The sequence below is a fragment of the Flavobacterium rarum (SeqCode) genome, from assembly GCF_965234445.1.
Classification (GTDB): Bacteria; Bacteroidota; Bacteroidia; order Flavobacteriales; family Flavobacteriaceae; genus Flavobacterium; species Flavobacterium rarum.
In genome coordinates this window covers 244,850-268,432 of record NZ_OZ248501.1, presented here as the reverse complement: position 1 = coordinate 268,432, position 23,583 = coordinate 244,850, and the positions used below count along the sequence as shown (strand labels likewise).

Sequence of the window (23,583 nt, the reverse complement as noted above, 5' to 3'; positions counted from 1 at the left end):
AAATGAGGAGTTTAGTTAAACATAACAAAAACAATCTTAGAATTTATAACTTACTGTTACTCTTGCATTAGTACCAGCTTCGGCTTGCCAGTAAAACATATCGGTATAATTGTAATAACCTCCTGAATACAAATATTTATCTAGTATATTATTGACAATAAGGTTTATATGTACTTTTTTTATTTGATACGATACGCCACCATCCAAACGGAAATAATCGGGTAGCGCAGTAGTATTGTCAGGTGAAATATACCAAGGCGCTCTTTTTACTTGATATTGGTATCCTAAGGAAAGACCTAATCCGTTTAGTGATCCGTTGTCTATTTTATAATTTATCCAAGTGTTTTGAATGTGTTTTGTACTTCCTGGAATTTGATTTCCTACCCTATTTTGGTCGGTATCTTTGGTGGTTTTTCCTTCTGTAAAAGCATAGTTTACAATAACATCTAGGTTTTTGAAGATTTCTCCTCTAATGTCAGCTTCAAAACCTTTTACCTTTTGCTGACCATCTTCTTTACTAAATTGTTTAGCTGCTGTAGAGTGTTCGGCATCCAATGTAAGGACATTGTTTGTTGTAATTTGATAGGCAGCAAACGTTGAATTCCATTTTCCGTTTAACCAGTCTTTTTTAAAACCTAATTCCAGATTTGTTCCAGTTTGAGGGTTAAAACTTTTACCCTGCCAATCACTTCCATAATTTTCGGTGAATGATTCATCTCTTACAAAATAAGCAGAAGTATTTTTGTCAATAGAATAACTCAATCCAATACGAGGTGTGAATTTTTCGTTTTTTGAACTACCAGAATATACGTCACCCGCTTTTAGAATAGTATATCTTCCTGCCAATGTTAAACGAAGTGCATTGTCTAAGAAGCCTAATTCGTCCTGAGCATAAAACCCTTTATAATTATTGTAATATTTTACACCTCTGTATTCAATGTTTTTGCTTCTGTCAAATTTAGGTGATGACGGTATGCCATGAACTGGATTATAAATGTCTAAATCTGGCAAAGTGAATGATTGTGACCAGTCATGATAGTAGGTTTTGTCACTCATGTCAAATCCACTTAATATTTTGTGTGAAACAGATCCGGTTTGTGCCTGCCCATTAACAAAAGCTTGTCCTGTATAAATTTTTCCTAAAATGTCCCAGTTGTTACCAGCTCTTTTAAGGATAGCATCATTTGCAGGATCAAATCCGCCAGGCCATAATGACATTCCTTCTTGTTCGTAATTTAAGTAAGAACCTTGAGCAGTAATTTTCCATTTGTCATTTAGGCTGTGTTCAAAAATACCCAAAAGACTTCTTTCCAACATTTGAGTAGGATCTAATTCTTTCTCTGATGTGGTAAAACTTCTTGGCAATTCTTCGTAACCATTTTTGGCATAAACATAGTTGCTTCCAATAGCGTTTACTTTAGAAAATTGCTGAGTATATTCAAGTGTTACAGCAGTTTTTTCGGTAAATAAATATTTTAATACAGGTGCAAAAGTATAACGATCATTAAAATCAAAATCACGGTAATTGTCTCTCTTTTCTCCCATGGCATTGAAACGGTACAAAAGTTTTCCGTTTTTTGTTAATTTACCATCTAAATCCACAGTACCTCTGTACATACCAAAACTGCCCAAAGACAAACTTGCCTCACCCTTGTTTCTTCCACTTGGTTTTTTGGTCACCACATTATAAAAACCGCTTGGATTTCCGTTTGATAGCATAAATCCGGCAGGGCCTTTTACAAATTCAATACGTTCTACCATACTCATATCTTCGGTCAGTGGACCCCAAGTAGTACTCACGTTCATACCATTTCGAAAGGCTGCAACTTGACTGCCTCTCATCGTAATGTTGGCATAATTATCCCAATGCTCTACTCTTGTAGCTCCACTTACGTTGCGGGTCACGCCTTCAAGCATATTGTTGATTTGTTGATCTTGAATTAGTTTGCCGGTTACGACTTGTATGTTTTGTGGAATTTCTATAATTGGAGAATGCAAACGAAGCGAGGAAGAAATGCGATTGGTTTTAAAAGCGCTTTTATTACTTAAAACTACCACTTGATTCAATTCGTTGTTGGATAAAGAGAGGACGATGTTTACAGTTGCGGTTTCGCCAGAGGCAATTGTTACGTTTTGTTCAACATCATTGTTTCCTACTAAAGTTACAATTAAAGTAATGTTGCCTTCGGGTACATTTTTGTATGTAAAAACTCCGTTGTTATCGGCAATAGTAGTTCTGTTTAATCCTTTTAAGGTAATTGAAACTCCTTCGGCTGGTTTGTTGTCACTGGTTTGAACGGTTCCTTTGATGCTACCTGTGTTTTGAGCAAAAGCGGTAGCAGTAAAAAGAACAAATAGACATAAGAGCAATTTAAAAGAGGGTAATTGTTGATTCAAATATTTCATGGGTTAAAGTATAAAGTTTTTTGCATTTATTATTTCTATTTAGATTAAATAAGAATAATGCAAAAATAGAAATTAAACTTTATTTAACAATATTTATTTAGACTAATTATAAATAAATATTTTAACACTATGATCTAAAGTGTTTTATACACAAAAAAAACCTTGCAGTAGAAGAACTAACAAGGTTTTATTTGATATTTATAACTAGAGAATTCTATTCGGTCTTTTTCATTCCGAACTTTTCTGAGCTTGGTTTACCGAGTTGAACGCCAGAAATAGAAGCTATTAAACTGTCTTTGTTAATTAGTGAATAAGTGATTTTTTTAGGATAATCGTGTTTTGGATTTTCAAAGGCAAGTTGTTTTTCTGTTCCTGAGGTCATTTTAAACGCAACGGCCTTGTCTTCATTTTGCCCTTTGATTGTGGCACTATAAATTAAATCCTCACCAATTTGTTGCAATAAAATTGACTCATTATGCAAAGTATCTTTGTTTTTAATAAAAAAAGATTCCCCTTGAAAAGTACTGTCGTTAAGTTGTTTCCAACTTTCAGAAAGATTTCCGTCTGCGGTTTTGGTTTCCCATTTTCCCAGCAACCAGTTGGCTGATTTTATTTTATCTTTCTCATTGTCTGCTGCGTTTTTACAGGAAACAATGGCTAGCAAAAGTAGTATAAGAGTTGTTTTTTGAAGCATCGGTATAAATTTTGGTGTTATTTTGAATAAGCTAATTTATGAAAAAATAGAATAATGTCGCTTTTTTAATTTGGAATCAAAGGTTTACCATATAAGAGTCATATAAGTTTTTAATTTGAACAGAATAAAGGAAACAAATAGTTTATTTAAGTAAAGTCACATGTCTCACAAAGAATGTTTTAACTTATATTCTCTTTTAGCTAATGTGACAAACTAACTGTCTTAACTTGTATGACTTATATGGTTAAAACAAAATTTAAACACTTTTATTCAAAATAGAATAAACCAGTTCTTTGGTCGCTTTTTGATCTTTTAGTTTTTCTCTAACCACATCGAAAGTGACTTTAAAATCACAACCCAATTTGTAATCGCCGCAACCATAAGCGGTTTTTCCTTTGAGCACTGTTCCTTTTTTGCATTTTGGACAGGTTAATTCATCGGGAATTGTTTTTACTTCGGTTTTCTTGGGTTCTAATTTGAGTTTGAAATTTTCTTCAAAACGGATTAATCCTTCAACTGTTCCGGATTCGGTTTTAAAGTCTTTCAAATTTACCGTCGAGCCTTTCTGAACCAACCGCAGGTATTGACTTTCAGAAATCTTTTTACCTTCAAAAACAAATGGCAGTACAAAATCACAACCCGATTTGTATTCACTACAACCAAAAGCTGATTTTCCTTTTATGAAATTTCCTTTTTTACATTTCGGGCAGACCTCAGCTAAAATACCAGCAGCTTTCTTTTTCTCAACTTTAACAGCTTCTTTTTGAATACTTCCCGCATGCGAAATATTGGCACGTCTGGTCTCGCTTCGTACTTCATATACCAAAGCTTCAACCATTTGTTTCATGTTTTTGATAAATGCTCCAGCGGTAAATGTTCCTTTTTCAATGTCTTTTAATTGTTTTTCCCAGGACCCTGTCAATTCTGCCGATTTCACCAGTTCATTTTGAATCGTGTCAATCAGTTGAATCCCAGTTGGTGTTGGTAATACCTGTTTTTTGTTTCGAACAATGTATTGACGTTTGAAAAGCGTTTCAATAATATTCGCCCGTGTTGACGGACGGCCAATACCATTTTCTTTCATCAATTCCCGTAAATCTTCGTCGTCTATTTGTTTACCTGCCGTTTCCATAGCGCGCAATAAAGTTGCTTCTGTAAACTGATTGGGCGGTTTGGTTTCTTTTTCTAAAAACGAAGGTTCGTGTGGTCCATTTTCACCAACAACAAAACTCGGCAGTATATCGGCCTCTTTTTCTTTGGCGTTAGGATCTTCGAAGACCACTCGAAATCCCTTTTTCAAGATCTCTTTTCCAGTGGTTTTGAATAGTACATCGGCTGCTTTTCCAATTACGGTGGTATTGGCTACCAAACAGTCATCATAAAAAACGGCTATAAATCGTTTGGTTATAATGTCATATACTTGCTGCTGATTGTATTGCAAATTACTTTGTACCCCTGTTGGAATAATTGCGTGGTGATCGGTTACTTTTTTGTCATTAAAAACCTTAGGTGATTTTTTAATCTTTTTTTCTAAAAGTGGCTGTGTTAATGCGGCATAATTGGTTAGATTTTGCAGAATACCAGGTACTTTCGGATAGATGTCGTTGGGTAAAAATGTGGTGTCGACTCTGGGATAGGTAACTACTTTTTGTTCGTACAAAGTCTGTACAATTTTAAGGGTTTCATCTGCCGAAAATCCAAATTTTTGATTGCAATATACTTGTAATCCAGTTAAATCAAAAAGTTTGGGTGCAAACTCATTGCCATTCTTTTTTTCGACCGAAACAATTTCGAATTCACTTTCTTTGACTTTGTTGGCCAATAGCTCACCATCATCTTTATTTAAAAAGCGACCTTCCTCATAGCTGAAAAGTGTTTCTCTGTACAAAGTTTGTAACTCCCAATAGGGTTGAGGTTTGAAATTCTCAATTTCTTTGAATCGGTCAACGACCATTGCCAAGGTTGGAGTTTGTACTCTTCCAATCGATAGCACTTGTTTGTATCCACCATGTTTTACGGTGTACAAACGGGTAGCATTCATACCGAGTAACCAGTCGCCAATGGCTCTGGAAAAACCTGCGTAGAATAAATTATCGTAGTTTGCAGATGGTTTTAAGTTATCAAAACCCTCCTTGATGGCTTCGGTAGTTAAGGACGAAATCCATAAGCGCTGTACCTCACCTTTGTATTGGGCTTCATTCATGACCCAGCGCTGAATGAGTTCTCCTTCTTGTCCAGCATCCCCGCAGTTGATGACCAACTCGGCTTTGTCAAATAGACTTTTTACAATTCTGAATTGCTTTTGAATCCCTGAATTTTCGACTACTTTGGTTTCAAATTTATCGGGAAGCATGGGCAGATTGTTCAAGTCCCAGCTTTTCCAATGCGGTTTGTAATCGTTCGGTTCTTTTAAAGTGCAAAGATGTCCAAAAGTATAGGTGACCTGATAACCATTGCCTTCGTAATATCCATCGTGTTTGGTATTGGCGCCCAAAACGGATGCGATTTCGCGTGCTACACTTGGTTTTTCGGCAATACAGACCTTCATTTTCTCTTCTTGATTTGAAGGCGCAAATTAGGAATTTAGAAATTGGTATTGAAATGAAATTTGATGGAGTTATGAACGGCTTTAAGTAAAGGAGGTCGATAGTTTTAAAAGGTATGTTTTACAACAATTCAATTTATTTGATTTGATATAAAGTTTATAGAGATTCCAATATTATATAATGAAAAAGCCCAGAAGTCTTTCAACAAATGGGCTTTTGGTATTAGAAATTAAGCTTTGAATCAATTTATTGGTCTCAGATATAGTTTAAAACTATGTACTTTAGTGCATTTTGCTTTAGCTTCTAAAAATATTGTTACCACAAATTTCACAAATTAATTAGTGCTAATTTGTGGTAAATAAGTGCTACAACCGTGCAGACTTTCAGTCTGCTAAAACAAAACTATGGACTTTCAGTCCATAGTGGTTTATCTTTTCTCTCTTTGATAATAGGTTACAATACTTGCTTTAGCAATAGTATTCATCCATAAGTAGTACCCAACAGTTGCAGGATTTGTATTCGAGTCCAAACCTAATTTTTCTGTTTTTAAAGCGTACACCGTTATTATATATTGATGTAAGCCATGATTTTCAGGAGGACATGGTCCGCCATAACCTGCAACACCATAGTTGGTAACACTTTGAATAGCTCCTTTTGGCGTAAGATTCAATATTACATTCCCAGAGTTTGTAACTAGTTCATTCGTATTGCTTGGAATGTCAAATACCACCCAGTGCCACCATCCACTACCAGTTGGTGCATCTGGATCATACATCGTAATGGCAAAACTTTTAGTGCCTTCTGGTGCATTTGCCCATGACAATTGAGGTGATTGGTTTTTACCTGAGCAACCAAATCCTCCAAATTCTTCTGTTTTTGTGGCTTGTCCGCCCAAATCTTTACTGTATAATGTAAAGGTCTTTTGGGCAAAAAGAATGTTTGTTGTAAAGAGTAAACAAAGTAATACTACATTGATCTTTTTCATTTTTAGACTATTTTTAAAGTTTAGAATACAAAGATAAGGTACTACAAAGCCTGCGGGCTACTCTAAAAAGTTCTAAAAGTGTTTCCAGAAGTTCATTTTTCCAGTTGAAATTGCTTTGGTGTTGTATTGTATTTTACTTTAAATGCTTGTGTGAAACTCGATAAACTTTCAAACCCAATTTCGGAATAAATATCAATGGGGCGCTTTTTTTTAATATTCAATAAGTATGCGGAATATTCCAATCTTCTTTCTTGAAACCATTTTATGGGGCTGGTCTGGTAGTGTTGTTCAAAGTTTCTCTTGAATGTAGAAATGCTCATATTACATAAAAAAGAAAGTTCTTGAATAGTCAAATGGTTGAGCTTATTACTTTCAATTACAGTTGTAAAATGGCTGTTGGGACTGTCTTGATAGGGAAGGATATTGTTTAAAAATTCAGGACCATTTCTGTGTAATAAATAGGTCAAAATTTCTTCAAATTTGGTTTGTAATAAGCTATTTTTAAGTGAATTGTCGTATTCTTTTATTTGTATTAAACTCTCAACAAAATGATGAATGTAGTCATCATATTGAAATACCTCATAGGGTTTAGCATTGGAATGAACTGTTTTTAGCAACTTGTTTTTTTGTACCAATTGGAGTAAAATGGCATCATTAAAAAAGAATAAAACACTTCGATATGCATTGGTTTTCGAGAGGTTTTCAGTCATCAAACAATTGCCTGATTTTAGTAACAAAAACGAATCATTCGTAATTGTTGATGCTGTGTCTTGTGTAATTAGCTCTTTTGTTCCTTCAAGCAAAAAGCTAAAAACATGAGTATGCAACATAACCTTATTTTTGATGGAAGAACTTGCTACTTGGTAGTCAAAAATTTGCACATCACTTTGGGTGTCAATATTTAAATCAGTAGGAAGATGTTGAATGTTCATGGTGTGTCGTTAAATGGTGCTTAAAAGTTCCCTTGCCACAGTTGGAACTTTACGAAGCTTCTTTTTGCCCGCTGTGCGTAGTATCTCGACTTCGGAATTTTAAATTTTGTTGTAAAATGTAAATTTACTAAAAGTCTCCTGACTTTTTTAGTGAATGTCTTTTTTATTAAAAACACTACAGGGCTTGTGTTTTGAAATTAAGATATTACAACAAAAGAATGGTTTTGTTGTATTTATGGTGATTTAAAAAAAAATGTTATGCTGAACTTTGTATTAAAAGTCGGGAGACTTTTGACATGTTTAAGGATTTCAGGAACTTTTAAAAAAAGTGCGAAGTCGGGAGACTTCGCAGAGCCGGCTTAAGTGCTAACTTCAAGCTTATATCCTTTGCCGCGTATAACAACAATGTTACTATTTGGATCAAGCTCTAGTTTTCTTCTAAGTTTTGATATGAACATATCCAGACTACGCCCGACAATAACACCGTCATCTTCCCATATCTCTTTTTGCAGTCGACTTCGTTCTATAGTCTCGTTAGGAGATAATGCAAAAATGAGCAACACTCGCGTTTCAGTTCCGGTCAGATCTAAGGTTGTTTTATTTATTAGCAGTTGGCGTTGCTGCGCATCAAATACGACCGAACCAAAAGTAAAAAGCTTGTTTTCCTGCGCTTTAGGTAAGTCATTCCGCGGCTTAACCGATCTCATAAAAACAAAGCCAACCAAAGCTAAAATTGAAAGGCCACCCAAAAAATATTTAGTACTTGCTGTAGTTATGCCATTTGGTTTAAATTTAATGTTAATCACGTAACAGGCTGTGGGTTGCCTTCTTCCTAAACAGGATACAATATCATCTTTTTTGTTTTTGGATATTGCGTATCCATAGACTACACTGGAGTTGCCACACTTAAGTACGTTAACAACATAATCACTTACAAACGGGTCTTTGGCTAACAAACGTTGTGTAATATTCACTAGGGAGTCAGTTTGAAAAGTAAGTTCGTGCTCAAAACTGATTTGATATTCGTTTTCTGCTATCTTTTGTATGGGAAGAACTCTTGATGTACTGACGCCAGACTGCAAGAGTATTTCATGTCCGATCCTACGGAGTAAAACCTCTCTTCTGGAAATGTCAAAATCGTCACTATCAGTAGTCATACTGAAAGCTGCGCAGATTACAGCGATAAACAAGAGTAGTATCACTGCGGACAGGTATTTGCTTTTTCCGGAGAGGAGATTTCGACTAAGAGGCATAGTGTCAAGTTTGTATTTACAAAGTTTACATTTTTATTTACAATCCCAATCGTTCCAACCGAAAAATATCAATGTAAATTCGCTTAATCAATTTGAAAAGATATGAAACATATGAAAAAAAACATCTATTTGCTGATCTTACCCTTATCCGTACTGAGCGGACTAGTATTTAGCTTCGTTCTGTTCGCCAACGGCTCGGGTGCTAATTGTGAAATAAAAAATGAAACTAAGCCATCCTCAAAGCCGTTGTCCGTTGCTGAGAGGAAAATCAATCTGGATGCTAGGAAAAAATGGGAGGCTTCTCCTGACGGTATAAAGTACAAAGAATGGGAGGTTTCTGCTGAAGGTAAAAAAGTGCATGCCAGTTATGATAAAATAAAGAAGTCCATAGAAACTTTTTCAAATATGGAGGCCGTGGTAACCTCTCTTACTTTTCAGCGGAAAAATGCGAAATCATCAGGACTGAAATGGATTATAGTCAAGAGTAATGGCGAAGAATACATGATGCAATTTATTCCTAAAGATTTTAAGAAGTTAAAGAGCCTGAAAGTTAACGACAAAATAATGATAAGAAGCCGCAGCGCAGGGTATTCTCATAATCATCCCTATTTGATTCTATCAGGTGACTATATTGCCCGAAATAATAAGATCCTTTTTAAACGTGACTTTAGCAAAAATAACGGTTGCTGAGGATTAGAGGCCTCACGATTAGCGACACCGGAGGCTGCAAGCCGAAAGGAGCGGTTCTAAAAACATTCACGTGAAAAGTCGGGAGACTTTTGACATGTCTAAGGATTTTAGGAACTTTTAAAAAAAAAGTGCAAAGTCGGGAGACTTCGCAGAGCAAGGGCAAGGTTCTCAGTTGTAGTGACAGAACGAAATTCCGCGCTGTCGATTTTGAAGATCAGTGTGATCGGGTAATTTTTTTGTTAATATCTTATATGTGTTGTTTAAGTACAACAAAAAATTACAAAAACGTTGTGTATAATTAACAATTATACACTATTTTTGCTGTTTAAAAACAACAGTATGGAGGATCTTATTGTAGAATTTCAAGAAAGAATCACATTGGTATCCTTGAGTTTTCAACGCTATTTGATTGACAAAATGGATTTGAATAACCGATTAATTGCCGTAAAAGGCGCTAGGGGTTCAGGAAAAACGACTTTGTTGTTGCAAATTGCAAAAAGAAAATTACCAATAAAGAGTACGCTCTATGTAAGTTTGGATCATATTTATTTTTTTGAAAATAAATTATATGATTTGGCAAAGTTGTTTGTCAAATTTGGCGGCACTCATTTATTATTAGACGAAGTTCATAAATACCCCAATTGGTCTAGAGAGATAAAATTAATTTATGATAATTTCCCTGCTTTAAGTGTTGTTTTTACTTCTTCTTCGATGCTTGAAATTTACAAAGCCGAATCGGATTTGAGCAGAAGAGCGGTTTCTTACACCTTAAAAGAGTTGTCTTTTAGGGAGTTTATCGAGTTGGAGACTAATAAACAATTTCCTGTTTTTTCTTTAGAAGAAATTTTGAGTAACCATAACGAAATAGCTTCAAAAATTCTGGAAGGGATAAAGCCCTTGCCACTTTTTGCAAAATATTTGCAAATGGGGGTGTACCCGTACTTTAAAGAAAGTGAGAATGATTATCCTCAAAAACTACGCAACACTATAAACTTAATCATTGAAATAGATATAAATGCAGTTGAAGATTTGAATTATGAAACCTTGGTAAAATTAAAAAAAATATTGATATCTATTGCTACAAGTGCGCCATTTACTCCAAATGTTACCAAGTTAAGTGAAAAAGTAGGCGTTTCTAGAAATACCTTGATCCAGTCGATAAAGATTCTAGACCGTGCAGGATTGGTAAACGAATTATACAAAGACACATCAGGTATTGGAGTTTTGACAAAACCTGAAAAATTGTTTTTGAATAATACCAATTTGATGTATGTTTTGGCCAAAGAGAATATCAATATTGGTAATGTTAGAGAAACGTTTTTCTTAAATCAATTTAAAGATTTGCATGAAATTAATTTGTCTGCTCAATCCGATTTTCTGGTAAATAAAAAGTACACCTTTGAAATAGGAGGCAAAAGCAAAACTAGAAAACAAATCGTAGATATTCCCGATTCTTATATTGCCAAAGATACTATAGAAATAGGGTATGGAACTATCATCCCAGTTTGGCTGTTTGGGTTTATGTATTAGTTTTGAATGTTTGTGATCAAAAGCTGGGATTTTTGGCTAAGCAATAATTAGGATGCTTTATGGTGTATAAACACATAAATATTTAAATTGCTGTACAGTATTTTTTTTAGAATTCATTTAAAATCAAGTTATTGCACTCAATACGAATCCAATTTCGCTTGTTACTCTTGGTTTTTGTCAATGCTGACTTTATTTTTTATTATTTGATTTGAAGTAACAAATTAGGAATTTAGTAATTGGTATTGAAAAGAAATTTTGGGGAGTTATGAGTTGGTATGAAAGAGTTAATTGGAATTTTTTAATTACTGTTTTTAGCACAAAAGCCCTAGCCCTGATAGAAGCGACATCTCCCGATTTAGAAAAACAAGGCTTTTTGGCCGTAGTTTTTTTTAATCGGGAATATAGCGGATAGCAGGAAATAGCTCCAAAATTATCATAATCGAATTCTCTGGTTACGGTAAATTGTAAACTGAATAGTTTTTTTGTACTTTTGCACTCCAATTAAAGGAAAAGAAAATGTTAGATAGACTTCAAATAGTAAAACAACGTTTCGATGAGATTTCGGATTTGATCATTCAGCCGGATGTAATCTCAGATCAGAAGCGTTATGTGCAATTGAATCAAGAGTATAAAAACTTAAAAGCTTTGGCAGAAAAGCGTGATGAATACGTGCTTTTGATGGCAAATATCGAGGAAGCAAACGAAATTATTTCTGACGGTAGTGATGCCGATATGACAGAGATGGCCAAAATGCAGTTGGACGAAGCCAAAGAAAGATTGCCAGAATTGGAAGATGAAATCAAATTCATGCTGATCCCGAAAGATCCAGAAGATGCCAAGAATGTGATGGTGGAGATTCGCGCCGGTACGGGTGGGGACGAAGCCAGTATTTTTGCAGGAGATTTGTTTAGAATGTACACGAAATATTGTGAAGGTCAAGGCTGGAGAACTTCGGTTGTGGATATGAACGAAGGAACTTCGGGTGGTTTCAAAGAGGTGATTTTTGAAGTGACAGGAGAAGATGTTTACGGAACGTTGAAGTTTGAAGCAGGTGTACACCGTGTGCAGCGTGTACCTCAAACGGAAACGCAAGGGCGTGTGCATACTTCGGCAGCAACGGTTATGGTACTTCCGGAAGCAGAGGAGTTTGATGTGCAAATTGATATGAATGATGTTCGTGTGGATTTCTTTTGTTCGTCTGGACCTGGTGGACAATCGGTAAATACTACGAAATCGGCGGTACGTTTGACACACATTCCGACAGGATTGGTGGCGCAATGTCAAGATCAAAAATCGCAACATAAGAATAAAGACAAAGCTTTGGGCGTTTTGCGTTCTCGTTTATACGAACAGGAATTGGCCAAAAAACAGGCTGAAGATGCAACCAAACGTACTTCTCAAGTAAGCTCGGGTGACCGTTCGGCTAAGATTCGTACGTACAATTATGCGCAAGGGCGTGTGACGGATCACCGTGTAGGTTTGACATTATATGATTTGGGAAATATCATGAATGGTGATATTCAGAAAATTGTTGATGAGCTTGCATTAGTAAACAACATGGAAAAATTGAAAGAAGCGAGTGAGGTTTTCTAAAACCAACTGAACTAAAAACAAAGCACTTAATTGAATAAAGAATCGATTAAGTGTTTTTTTTGTGCTTTTGTCATATAAAATAAATACAATACCTAATCAATATTAATCTAAAATCAATTTAATGAAAAAATCATTACTTTTTTTAAGTGTTCTGTTTTCAGTGGTACAGGCAAATGCTCAATCCTATATGGGGTATTTTCCGGATAATTATGCAGGAGTACAAGGGGTTCTTTTTAATCCAGCGTCTATTGTTGATTCTCGATTCAAAACCGATATCAATTTGTTTTCTACGAGTAGTTCATTAAACAATGATTTTTATGGTGTGAGTTTATTTGATTTATCTAAAAGTTCCTACGATGCTGAAAAGGACGGAGTAAGAACACCTTCAAAAAACAATGGTGGTATTGCATATTCGGATGTGATGGGGCCATCGTTCATGATTAATATTGCTCCAAAACATGCTATTGCTATTTTTACCCGTGCTCGAGCTGTTGTAAATACGAATGATTTAAATGGTGATTTATACGATATATTTAAAGATGGTTTGGATAATACAAACAGCTTTTTGAATCTTAAAGTTGGTAGTCCGAATATGGTTGGTCATACTTGGGGCGAAGTTGGAGCGTCTTATGCTACAGTCTTATGGCAAAGCAAACAACATTTTCTTAAAGGAGGTATAACTGCAAAATATCTTATTGGTGGAGTAAATACGTATGCAAAAGGTAGTAATGTGGAGTCTTCATTTCTTCAAACAAATAATCCAGCAACGACTTTGTTACAAACAAAAGGAAATCTTGTAGTAGGAAGTAGTGTAGATTTTGTTACAGGTGATGAGGATTATGTTTTTAATACAAATTCTACTGGTTTTGGGGCTGACTTAGGTTTTGTTTACGAATGGAGGCCTGATTATGTCACTTACGATTTGAGTAAAGCTAAAGTAACCGATAATAATTTTAAAGATTTGAACAAATACAAATTGCGTTTTGGTTTGTCTATTTCGGATATTGGTTCTGTTACATACAAAAACTCAAAAGAGGAAATGTATGATTTGAATAAAATAGTTTCACAAGCACAAATAGATGCGACAGATGGTATTGATGAAATATTAGCTCTTTATGATGTTACTTCTACAACTTTTAAAAATAACAATGTTAGTTTGCCAACCGTATTACACCTGGATGCAGATTGGAATATGTACAACAAATTCTATTTGAATTTAAATGGAAATATTGGATTAACAGATAAATCAGGTCTAAATAAAAGCAGCACTGCTAATACATTCCTACTAACACCAAGATATGAAACCAAATGGTTTACGTTCTCTCTTCCAGTAAATTACATGGAATATAGTGGAATGCAGGTCGGGACAGGATTGCGTTTTGGACCTTTGTTTGTGGGTTCAAGTTCTGTAATTACGAACTGGCTTTCAAAAAAATCAAAAGGGGCAGATGTGTATTTTGGGTTTAAAATTCCAGTATATCAGCATAAATTTAAAGATACAGATGAGGATGGTATTTTGGATAGTGATGATGATTGTCCAAAGGTAGCCGGTCCTATAGAAAATAAAGGTTGTCCTTGGCCAGATACAGATGCAGACACGGTTGTTGACAAAGACGATACGTGTCCAACAGTTGCTGGTCCAGTTGAAAATAAAGGTTGTCCATGGGGTGATGCAGATAAAGACACCGTAATGGATAATATTGATGCTTGTCCAACTGTTGCTGGACCTGTTGAAAACAAAGGTTGTCCTTGGCCAGATACAGATGGAGATTCGGTTTTGGACAAAGACGATAAATGTCCTAACGAAAAAGGATTAGTAGCCAATTTTGGTTGTCCAGAAAATGATGCTGACAAAGATGGTGTAGTGGACAAAGAGGATGAATGTCCTACTGTTCCTGGTCCAGCAAGTAACAAAGGCTGTCCGGAAGTTACTCAAGAAGTTTTGAAAGAACTTAAAGTTCAGGCAAGAGCCGTATTCTTTGTAACCGGAAAAGCAATTTTGAAAACGGCAGATAAAGGGGAAACAGATGGAAGACTGGATGCTATAAAAGATATTATCAAAAACTATCCAAATGCGAAATTCTCTATTGAAGGTCATACGGATAGTGTAGGAAATGATAAAGCCAACCAAAAACTTTCTGAGGCAAGAGCCAAAGTGGTAATGGATGCTTTAGTAGCAAAAGGTGTTAACCCAGATAACTTGACTTATAAAGGATTTGGAGAAACTAAGCCAGTTGCGGATAATAAAACTCCAAAAGGAAGAGCCGAGAATAGAAGAACCGAAGTAATTCATGTAGGTACTATATATGAAGGAAAATTATAAATTTGTTTTAATTCTAGAAAAAGCCATTCATTATTGAATGGCTTTTTTTATTTTTGCATGCATTCCAAAAGAGAACCAATTCTCGTAAAACTATAGCGTTTAACTTAGATAGAAATGACTACACAACAATTAATAGATCAAATTAAAATAAAGAAATCATTTCTATGCGTAGGTTTAGATGTAGATTTAAATAAAATTCCCAAGCACTTACTGGAATTAGAAGACCCGATTTTTGAATTTAATAAAGCCATTATTGACGCCACACATGATTTGGCGATAGCTTATAAACCCAATATTGCTTTCTTTGAAGCTTATGGTATAAAAGGTTGGATGTCATTGCAAAAAACCATCAATTATATCAATGAGAAGCATCCTGAAATTTTTACGATTGCTGATGCCAAACGTGGCGATATTGGAAATACTTCGTCAATGTATGCCAAAGCGTTCTTTGAAGATTTAAACTTTGATAGTGTAACGGTTGCTCCTTATATGGGAAAGGATTCCATTGAGCCTTTTCTTGCTTTCGAAGACAAACATACCATTATGTTGGCTTTGACTTCGAATGAAGGTGCTTTTGATTTTCAAACATTAGAAGTGAATGGTAAAGAATTGTACAAACAAGTATTGGAAACATCCAAAACTTGGAAAAACTCGGAGAATCTAATGTATGTGGTGGGCGCTACCAAAGCCGAGTATTTTACAGAAATACGTAAAATTGTTCCGAATAGTTTCTTGCTTGTTCCTGGCGTAGGTGCACAAGGAGGCAGCCTTTCTGAAGTTTGTAAATACGGAATGAACGACAATATTGGATTGCTAATCAACTCGTCTCGTGCTATTATTTATGCTTCCAGCGGAACCGATTTTGCCGATTTTGCAAGAGCCGAAGCCTTAAAGATGCAACAGGAGATGGAGGAGATTTTGAAGGGTTTAAAAGTTTAAGAGTTTAAGAGTTTAAAAGTTTAATGTGTGGCGCTCTGGTTTTCAACAACTTTAAACTTTTAAACAAAAATTAAACAATTCCTAAAATGAAACAATTCACAGACCAACTCGGAATTACCCATGCTTTTGAATCTTCGCCTAAGCGAATTATTTCTCTTGTGCCATCCCAAACGGAATTGCTTTATGATTTGGGTTTGGAAGACCGTATAGTTGGAATTACTAAATTTTGTGTGCATCCCTACCATCTCAAATCAACTAAGAAAATCGTAGGTGGTACCAAGAAAGTGAATCATGATAAAATCCGTTTGCTAGAACCCGATATTATTATTTGTAATAAAGAGGAAAATACTAAGGAAATAGTAGAAGAGTTGCGTAAAATTTGTCCAGTTTGGGTAACCGATATTTTTACTCTCGAAGATAATTTTCAGATGATTACCGATTTTGGGCAAATTTTCGATAAGAGAACCGAAGCCCGAAAATGGAACGACAAGTTGAACTTTGCATTGAGCGATTTTAAGAATTTCATAAAGGATATTCCAGTTCAAAAAGTAGGGTATTTTATTTGGAAAAACCCCTATATGGTGGCTGGTTCAGGTACTTTTATAAATGAATTATTAAAACTGAACCATTTTCAGAACCACTTTGCTTCACACGAAAGATATCCAGAGATTGACCTTGAAAAAATGGAAGAGGATGGTGATTTGGATTTGATTTTGCTTTCCTCAGAACCCTATCCATTCAAAGCTGAAGACGGCTTTGAAATTTCAAGATGTACCAATAATGCCAAAGCTATTTTGGTAGACGGAGAAATGTTTTCTTGGTATGGAAGCAGGTTACTTAAAGCATTTGAGTACTTTAAATATTTGCATAGTAGTATTTGATAAAGAGAAAATTATATTGCTTACTATCGAAAAAGTCTAAAAAAAAGTTATATTCTAAAACAAACAGGATTTAGTTTTAAACATATAAGTCATATAAGTTTTTTTAAAAGTTTGATAGATTAATAAGTAAAAGTGAATATAAGTTTTAGAAAAAAAAATCTTGAAAGGGAAGGCGAATTTTCTTAAATGGACTATTGAATTTTACTCGATTTTATTCAATTTATATACTTATCTGACTTAAATGTTTAACAATATATTTGATTAAATACTGTTTTTTTCAGCATTAAGTCCTAAAAAACAAACTCCAATGTTGTATAAAAAGTTCTTTGGTCAGACGGAATAATTCCAGGTCCTGGATAACCAGTCGCTCTTCTAGTAAAATAGCTGTTGTTTGTAAAGTTGGTAATTCCAGCTTCTATTTTGAATTTTTTCCATTTGTAAGAAGTTGAAATATCGGCTACATAATAGGACGGAATTTGACCAAAAATACCATAAGTGTTATCATTTACATCGGTTTCACTGTTGTTGGCTTCTGTAAATTGGGATGATACATAAGTAAATTGCAAACTTGTTATGAAGTTTTTGTATCCAATAGCTGTCCCTGTTTTGATATTGTAAAGGGGTACAAATTCAACTTTATTTCCTTCTATATTTGGAGCATCCGATTTTAGGTATTCAGAATCTGTAAGAGCAATGTTTGAGAAGATATTCCATACAAAAGCTTCTTTCTCTTCAAAAAATGTTTTGTTCACACTCCAATCAAACATGGTTTCAAAACCATAGGTTATCGCTGTTCCTATGTTGGAACGATAGCGTACAATAGCTGCGGAACCATTAGGGTTTTTCGTCTCGAATTCGCCTATTTTGTCATTATAGTATAAAGCGTAAACACTAGCGTCAAAAGTTATTTTTTGATTTATTTGACCACGAATCCCAATGTCTGACGTAAAACCTTTTTCGTCAGTAATATTAGGATCAATCACTTGACTTGGTGAAACGGTTCGGATATCATTGAAGGTAACCGAACGGTAATTTTGTGATAGGTTGCCGTAAAACTCGATTCGGTTTTGTGGTTTGTAACTCAATCCAATTCCAAGTAACATTACGTTTCGGTCTTTGATAACATCTTCGTATATCGTTTGGTCTAGAATTACATTTCCTGCTAAGTCTAAATTTATTTTACGGTATGAACCGATTGCTTGTGTTTTTATTTTTTCGAATCGAAATCCCGGTGTTACCGAAAAACGAGGGGTTAATTTGAAAATATTTTCTCCAAAAACTGCATAATTCAAATTTGGAAAAGTATAATCGGATTGGTTGGAATAAAAAGGAAATTCAGCATTGGCAAGATTAAAATTAGCATCACTTCCAGAACTTCCAGGACCTTGGACTCCTGTGTTTCTGGATTGGTAATATTTGGCTCCAATCAAGAAAGCACTGGTGTTGTCGTTGATTTTGTATTGTTTTAAATACCGAGCTTCGGCACCCCAATTGACAAAATCACCTACAATTAAATCGCGTACTGTACCTTCAATGTCTGGATTTGAAACTCTATTCGAGCGGTATCCTACTGCCTTACGACTCGCATCTAAGCCAAATAATTGCAAGGAAAAATCTGCATTATTATCAAATTTATGTTTGAAGCGTAATGCAAATAAATTCCAGTTAACTGCAAACCAATTTCGAGCTCTGTTGCTTTGAGTTGGATCTTCAACAAACATTTTGTCTGTTAACCCTCCAGCTTGTTGCGCTAAATAATCGAAATAAGTGTAATCAAAATGCAAAGACGTTTTGGGGGTGAATTGGTAGTTTAAATTGGCAAAGTAATTGTTGCTTTTAAACTCAGAATTGGGTCTGAAACCATCTCCTTTCTTAAAATTATAAAAAGTATAATAACTAAATTTACCTTTTGTGCCGCTCAAGTAACTGAAATTGGTATATAAATTATAAGAGCCAAGTGTGTTTCTAGTAGTGAATTCTATTGGTTTTGTACTTGGAGTTTTGGTTTTAAAATTAACCAATCCACCAAATTGTGTTCCGTATTGCAAGGAGGCCGCTCCACGTACCACTTGAATTTCTTCTAATGCTTCGGTTGGAGTAGCATAATAACTTTCAGGATATCCCAAAACATCTGCGCTGATGTCGTATCCGTTTTGGCGGGTGTTGAAATTGGATGTTCTGTTTGGGTCTAATCCACGTCCACCGATGCTCAATTGTAATCCACCATCGGAGCTTTCGTTGATAGTAAGTCCTACAACTTGTGCAAATATTTGGCGGGCATTATTTGTTGCTTTATTGGCCGTTATTTTGCTTATCGATATAACTTCAGTTTTTTTACCAGCGTAAATTGCCGTTTCATCTATGTCTTTTAATTTATTGAGGGCGAATATTTTATCTTTTTGTTTACGGATTACTACTTCTGAAAGGTTGTTAACTTCGTCTAAAGTAATACTGATGTTCTCATCTTTAGTAGCAATTGTTTTTTCTATGATAGAAAAACCCTCTTTGTAAAAAACAAGATCATAGTTTCCTGATTTTTCAACTTCTAGAGAAAATTCTCCTTTCGAATTTGATAATGATTTTGAACCAGTTGTTTTATTGTAGATTTCAACTGCGGGTACTATTTTTCCATAATTGGAAGTAATTGTTCCTGTTATTTTTGTTTGGGCAATGCTGTTAAAAGATATAAACAGTAAGATCAAATAGATTATTTTTTTATATGATAAAATCATCAATGTTTTTTTTTGAATGCTTTTTTTGATATTCATTTTGGTTGCTCTATTTGATATTTGTGTTTTTCGAATACCAAAATATCCCAACTTTGAATCAGTTGTCAAAAGTTGGGATATCTTGTATTCTAAATTTATATTTTTCATTAATCGCCATCGCCATCTACATAATCAATTGTGATTTTTAATGCTTGCATCATATCCAATTTTATATAGATCACATTTTGTTGAATCGCATCGTAAGCCGAAATCATTTTTGAATTGTCGGTGTTTATTTGTTGCGAAAAACTGTTGTTAAGCGTATTGTTTACAGTATTGATAGTTGTGTATTGATTGTTGATTAGATCGCTTAGCTTTTGATTGTTCTTGGTTGCATTCAAAAAGTCTAAGTAGGATTTTAGACCAGCACCTGTGGTTGTGCTGTTAAAATGTTTTCCATTAAAAAAATCTTGGTTTGCTTTTACAGCAGCATTCAATAGTTCTTTTGATATGGTATTACTGTAATACCCTTCTACTTTTTCCGGGAATTTTACTCCATTTGAAAAGACCCCTGCAGGAATTCCTATTTTACCAGAACGGATATCTTTTTCAAGATTTTTCACAAAAAGATTCGTTGTTTTATTTACAGAGCTGCTTACTGAAGTGCCGTTGTTTGCAATGTAGCTATTTCTATATCCAGAAATCCAATCTGAAACTACTGCTTCAGTGTTAGTACTCAGTCTGTTTACAACATCAGTTAAATATTGTTTGTAATTGTTTGCTTTTGCATTGGAAGTATAGAAAGTTATAATTGCAGCATCATTTGCACCCAATCCATTTATTAAATAATCTAATGCAGGGAAACCTTGTTTGTCAAATTGTGAAAGCAACGTTAGATTGTATCCACCATTTGTTATATTTAACTCAATTCCAGCAGCACTTGTCGGATACGTATTTGAGGTTGCATTTAGATTAATTTCTTCTGCTTTCGCAAAATTATACATTGCAACATATTGGTAGGCTTTGTATGCTTCAAGCCATGAAGCTCTTAAAGTTTGAAGATTAGCTTCTGTTGGGGTAGTTGTAAATGTATTGTTATTTGTTACTACTATTTGAAGTTTTGTTTTAAAGTTTTGATAACTTGGAATAATGATGTTGTCAGCCCAATTAGTTAACATTGCAGTTGTGTCAAAATTATTGTCAGTGGAGTTGTTATTGTCACTATTTGAAGAACAAGCAACTATAATGGCTACAAAACTTATAAATAATAGTATTTTTTTCATGATATATTTTGATTATGTTTTTTTCAATTTTACAGTTGCTTACCTTTTTTTGATACAAGAAGTAGTTGTCATTAAGGGGATTGTCTGTTTTTAAAAAATTTGTGCAAAAATACAAAAAAGCAAGAGAAAGAAACTTCTCTTGCTTTGATTTTTATAGAATTAATTTACTGTTGCTGCTTGTGCTACAGTGAAACCAAATTTTGTTGCAATTTGTGTAGATAAAGCATCAAGTTTTGGCCCAAGTGTGTCAATTGCCCATAATCCATTTGTTCCGCTTGTAAGTGAAGCTAGCATGGTATCAACTTCTGTTTTAGAGAAATAAGGATTGTTCGTCCCTGGTTTATTAGTGTATCGCAAGCACATAATAAAACCGTATGCTTCGGATAAAGCGTGAAAAGCTTTTGCGCCATTATCTCCTTGTGCCATTTTTACTTTTCCTTCTTGTAGATAGAAAACGGCTCTTACTGCAGGTACCAATGCTATTTTTGTTTTGATAATATCAATTTGGGCATCTCTTGTTGCATAATCATTGGCAACAATGGCTGCTCTACCTTTACGGAAAGCCAAATCTATAGCTGTTTTGGTAGTATTAAAATCAACATCGGCATTCACTTGGTTGATATAGCTACTCCAGAACTTAACTACATTTGGTGTAACAGTTAGATTATCAGCGCCATAAATATATCCGTATGCTTCGTCCCAGTTGTGTTCTATAGTTGTGTAGGTTTTACCAGCCTCCAAAACTTTGTTGGTATTATTGGTCTTGTTTGTTCCTTCGTCTAATTTATTTATACTTAAATAATTATTAACTACTTGGTCCAAAAGGCAAGCTCCCATCATTCCTTTTAATAACACTTGTTGTGGTTCCAATCCATTTGCTGTAAATAAGCGTTTGCTAGTTCCATCTAGATAAACTCCAGCAATTCCAGCTGCTGCATTTGTTCCTTGACTTGCGGTCTCGGCATTGTCAAATTGAGTTTCAAATAAATCGCGAACACTTACTTGTTCTGTAATTGAACCTCCACCCAAATACAAAGTAAAGTAATCTTTGGAAGCAGCAGTTTTGTCTTTCAATTGTTTTCCTGAAGTGTTTAAGCCAGTTCCAACAAAACGATTGTTGGTGTTAGCATACATTTCAGACAAAACAGCATCATCTGCTACTGTACCGTTTGTTGCTGCTGTTTTAAAATAGTTCCCCATCTCGTCTAGCATTAATAAGCGACTTGTTTGTCCGGAATAATCTACGGTAGTTGCTGCATTTCTTTCGAACGTGTAAGTTGTAGGGACAGTATAATTAAATGTTTCTTCTTTATCATCGTCATTTGAACAGGAAGTTATTGACACAAATGAAAAGGATAAGGCAAGTAAAAGTAAATTTTTGATTTTCATTTTTTATTTAGATTGAATTAAAATAGTTTTTTGCAAATATAAGAACCAATTTTGAATTGTCAAATGTTATTTAGAATAAATAAATATAATTTTTTAACAAAATAATATTCAGTGGTTTAAACGTATACTATTTTAGAATAAGAAATAAAAACGATAATTTACCGTAAAATTTTACTCGTAATTGTTTTATATATACTTACAAAAGGGAGAAATAGGTTATTAGAAAACGACTCGTACTTTTTTTGTTGGTCTTCCACTTCGCTAATGCCAAAATTCACTTTGTTAACTTGTTTGGACAATAGCAATGTTCCAAACATCCAGTCCCAAAGCGCTAATTTTGAGCCCATGTTGTGGTCATAATGCTCCGGATGGTTGCTGTGGTGTATTTGATGTTGGTACGGACTCATGAAAATATATTCAATCCAATTGAAATATTTGAGTTTAACACTCGAATGACGTAAGTTGGCTCCCAAAAATAGAAATAAAAAGGATAAAACGTTTATTCCTAAATACGTTATTGCTGTAACTTGATGACCAGATAGATAATCAAACAATCCCATGACCAGTCCAAATACTAAGGTCTCTTTGATATTGACCAAAATAAGTTCTACGGGGTGAATTCTATATTGAGTTACCGGATTTAGTGATGTTGCAGCATGATGAATTTTATGGAATTCCCACAAAAACTCAAATCGATGCATTAAATAATGGATTATATAAGTGGTTAAATCACCCAACAGCGTTATCGTAAAGGTATAATAAACTAAGGTTTCTGTTTTGCTTAACGTAAAAGTTTCGTATCCAAAAGTTCGTGCTAAATAATCGTCGGTATAAAAGGCCAAATAAAAACCAAAAGTAAGGTAGGGTCCAATGAGTAAGACTTTTATAAAACTATTAAAAAACAACATTAAATAATCAATTTTTGCCGATTTACTTAACCACGTTTTTTTATTGAACAAATAGTTCAAAAAAGAGCCTTTTTGTTTGGTTTTATAATAGACATAATAGGCAATTGCCGCAGATGAAATGAAGTATACGTAATGCAAACGGTTATCTGCATCTGTAAGGTTACTTAGCACGACTAGAATTACTTCTTTTAAGGTTTGAAAAACTTCGTTCATTATTGCTTATTATACAATTATTGTAAATACTTAAGAAATAGTAATGTTTTTAAATTTCATTTTTTGAATATAAATAATAGTCCTTTCTGACGAAACTAGGTAAGAACCATTTTTAATGTCGGTTATCTTTAACTAAAATAAATGATGCAATAGGCTGATTATAAGAAACTATTTGCGATAATTTATTTTTTGATTTTACGTATTTTGAACTTTATACTTACTTGAATAATGTTTTGCAAAGATATAAATCAGTATGATATGCCGAAAGGTTATTTAAAATAATTCTAAATAAATTTTTATTTTTAACATT

At 34.3% G+C, this 23,583-nt stretch carries 16 protein-coding genes; 6 read left to right on the top strand and 10 right to left on the bottom strand.

Annotation, left to right across the window (positions count from 1 at the left end):
- Window positions 1-36: 36 nt before the first annotated feature.
- The 6 genes from AC8GF4_RS11830 to AC8GF4_RS11805 form a co-directional block, all read right to left on the bottom strand.
- Complete coding sequence (locus tag AC8GF4_RS11830; protein ID WP_506594873.1) at window positions 37-2,406, bottom strand: TonB-dependent siderophore receptor; 2,370 nt, start codon at window positions 2,404-2,406, stop codon at window positions 37-39.
- A gap of 214 nt (window positions 2,407-2,620) precedes the next feature.
- Entirely contained in the window at window positions 2,621-3,100 is a 480-nt protein-coding gene (locus AC8GF4_RS11825) for a DUF6265 family protein (protein WP_506594871.1), read from the bottom strand.
- A gap of 256 nt (window positions 3,101-3,356) precedes the next feature.
- A complete protein-coding gene (locus AC8GF4_RS11820) occupies window positions 3,357-5,648 on the bottom strand; it encodes a DNA topoisomerase 3 (RefSeq protein ID WP_506594869.1) in 2,292 nt (763 codons plus the stop codon).
- 425 nt (window positions 5,649-6,073) lie between these two features.
- The gene (locus AC8GF4_RS11815) at window positions 6,074-6,631 is read right to left on the bottom strand and encodes a YbhB/YbcL family Raf kinase inhibitor-like protein (protein ID WP_506594867.1); all 558 of its coding nucleotides are present in this window, start codon (window positions 6,629-6,631) and stop codon (window positions 6,074-6,076) included.
- Window positions 6,632-6,723: 92 nt separating this feature from the next.
- Complete coding sequence (locus tag AC8GF4_RS11810; RefSeq protein WP_506594865.1) at window positions 6,724-7,563, bottom strand: helix-turn-helix domain-containing protein; 840 nt, start codon at window positions 7,561-7,563, stop codon at window positions 6,724-6,726.
- Between the two features lie 359 nt (window positions 7,564-7,922).
- Window positions 7,923-8,720 carry a winged helix-turn-helix domain-containing protein gene (locus AC8GF4_RS11805; RefSeq protein WP_506594863.1) on the bottom strand — a complete coding sequence of 266 codons (798 nt, stop codon included), beginning with the start codon at window positions 8,718-8,720 and terminating at the stop codon, window positions 7,923-7,925.
- Between the two features lie 207 nt (window positions 8,721-8,927).
- Here AC8GF4_RS11805 and AC8GF4_RS11800 point away from each other — a divergent pair, with 207 nt between their 5' ends.
- From AC8GF4_RS11800 to AC8GF4_RS11775, 6 genes are all read left to right on the top strand, one after another.
- Window positions 8,928-9,506 (top strand): hypothetical protein, encoded by a 579-nt coding sequence (locus AC8GF4_RS11800; protein ID WP_506594861.1) that lies wholly within the window; start codon window positions 8,928-8,930, stop codon window positions 9,504-9,506.
- Window positions 9,507-9,845: 339 nt separating this feature from the next.
- Window positions 9,846-11,036: an ATP-binding protein gene (locus AC8GF4_RS11795; RefSeq protein ID WP_506594860.1), complete on the top strand. Its 1,191-nt coding sequence runs from the start codon at window positions 9,846-9,848 to the stop codon at window positions 11,034-11,036.
- A gap of 516 nt (window positions 11,037-11,552) precedes the next feature.
- The gene (gene prfA / locus AC8GF4_RS11790; RefSeq protein WP_506594859.1) at window positions 11,553-12,629 is read left to right on the top strand and encodes a peptide chain release factor 1; all 1,077 of its coding nucleotides are present in this window, start codon (window positions 11,553-11,555) and stop codon (window positions 12,627-12,629) included.
- Window positions 12,630-12,750: 121 nt separating this feature from the next.
- Window positions 12,751-14,952, top strand: a complete 2,202-nt coding sequence (locus AC8GF4_RS11785) for a DUF5723 family protein (RefSeq protein ID WP_506594858.1) — start codon at window positions 12,751-12,753, stop codon at window positions 14,950-14,952.
- A gap of 114 nt (window positions 14,953-15,066) precedes the next feature.
- Window positions 15,067-15,891 (top strand): orotidine-5'-phosphate decarboxylase, encoded by an 825-nt coding sequence (pyrF, locus tag AC8GF4_RS11780; protein WP_506594856.1) that lies wholly within the window; start codon window positions 15,067-15,069, stop codon window positions 15,889-15,891.
- A gap of 86 nt (window positions 15,892-15,977) precedes the next feature.
- Window positions 15,978-16,772 (top strand): ABC transporter substrate-binding protein, encoded by a 795-nt coding sequence (locus tag AC8GF4_RS11775; RefSeq protein ID WP_506594854.1) that lies wholly within the window; start codon window positions 15,978-15,980, stop codon window positions 16,770-16,772.
- 290 nt (window positions 16,773-17,062) lie between these two features.
- Here the strand turns inward: AC8GF4_RS11775 and AC8GF4_RS11770 are convergent, their stop codons facing one another.
- The 4 genes from AC8GF4_RS11770 to AC8GF4_RS11755 form a co-directional block, all read right to left on the bottom strand.
- Entirely contained in the window at window positions 17,063-19,540 is a 2,478-nt protein-coding gene (locus AC8GF4_RS11770; RefSeq protein ID WP_506594853.1) for a TonB-dependent receptor domain-containing protein, read from the bottom strand.
- 107 nt (window positions 19,541-19,647) lie between these two features.
- Window positions 19,648-20,763 (bottom strand): imelysin family protein, encoded by a 1,116-nt coding sequence (locus AC8GF4_RS11765; RefSeq protein WP_506594851.1) that lies wholly within the window; start codon window positions 20,761-20,763, stop codon window positions 19,648-19,650.
- A gap of 159 nt (window positions 20,764-20,922) precedes the next feature.
- Window positions 20,923-22,152, bottom strand: coding sequence for a DUF4856 domain-containing protein (locus AC8GF4_RS11760; RefSeq protein WP_506594849.1), 1,230 nt, complete (start codon window positions 22,150-22,152; stop codon window positions 20,923-20,925).
- Window positions 22,153-22,310: 158 nt separating this feature from the next.
- Window positions 22,311-23,273, bottom strand: a complete 963-nt coding sequence (locus AC8GF4_RS11755) for a sterol desaturase family protein (protein ID WP_506594848.1) — start codon at window positions 23,271-23,273, stop codon at window positions 22,311-22,313.
- Window positions 23,274-23,583: the final 310 nt, after the last annotated feature.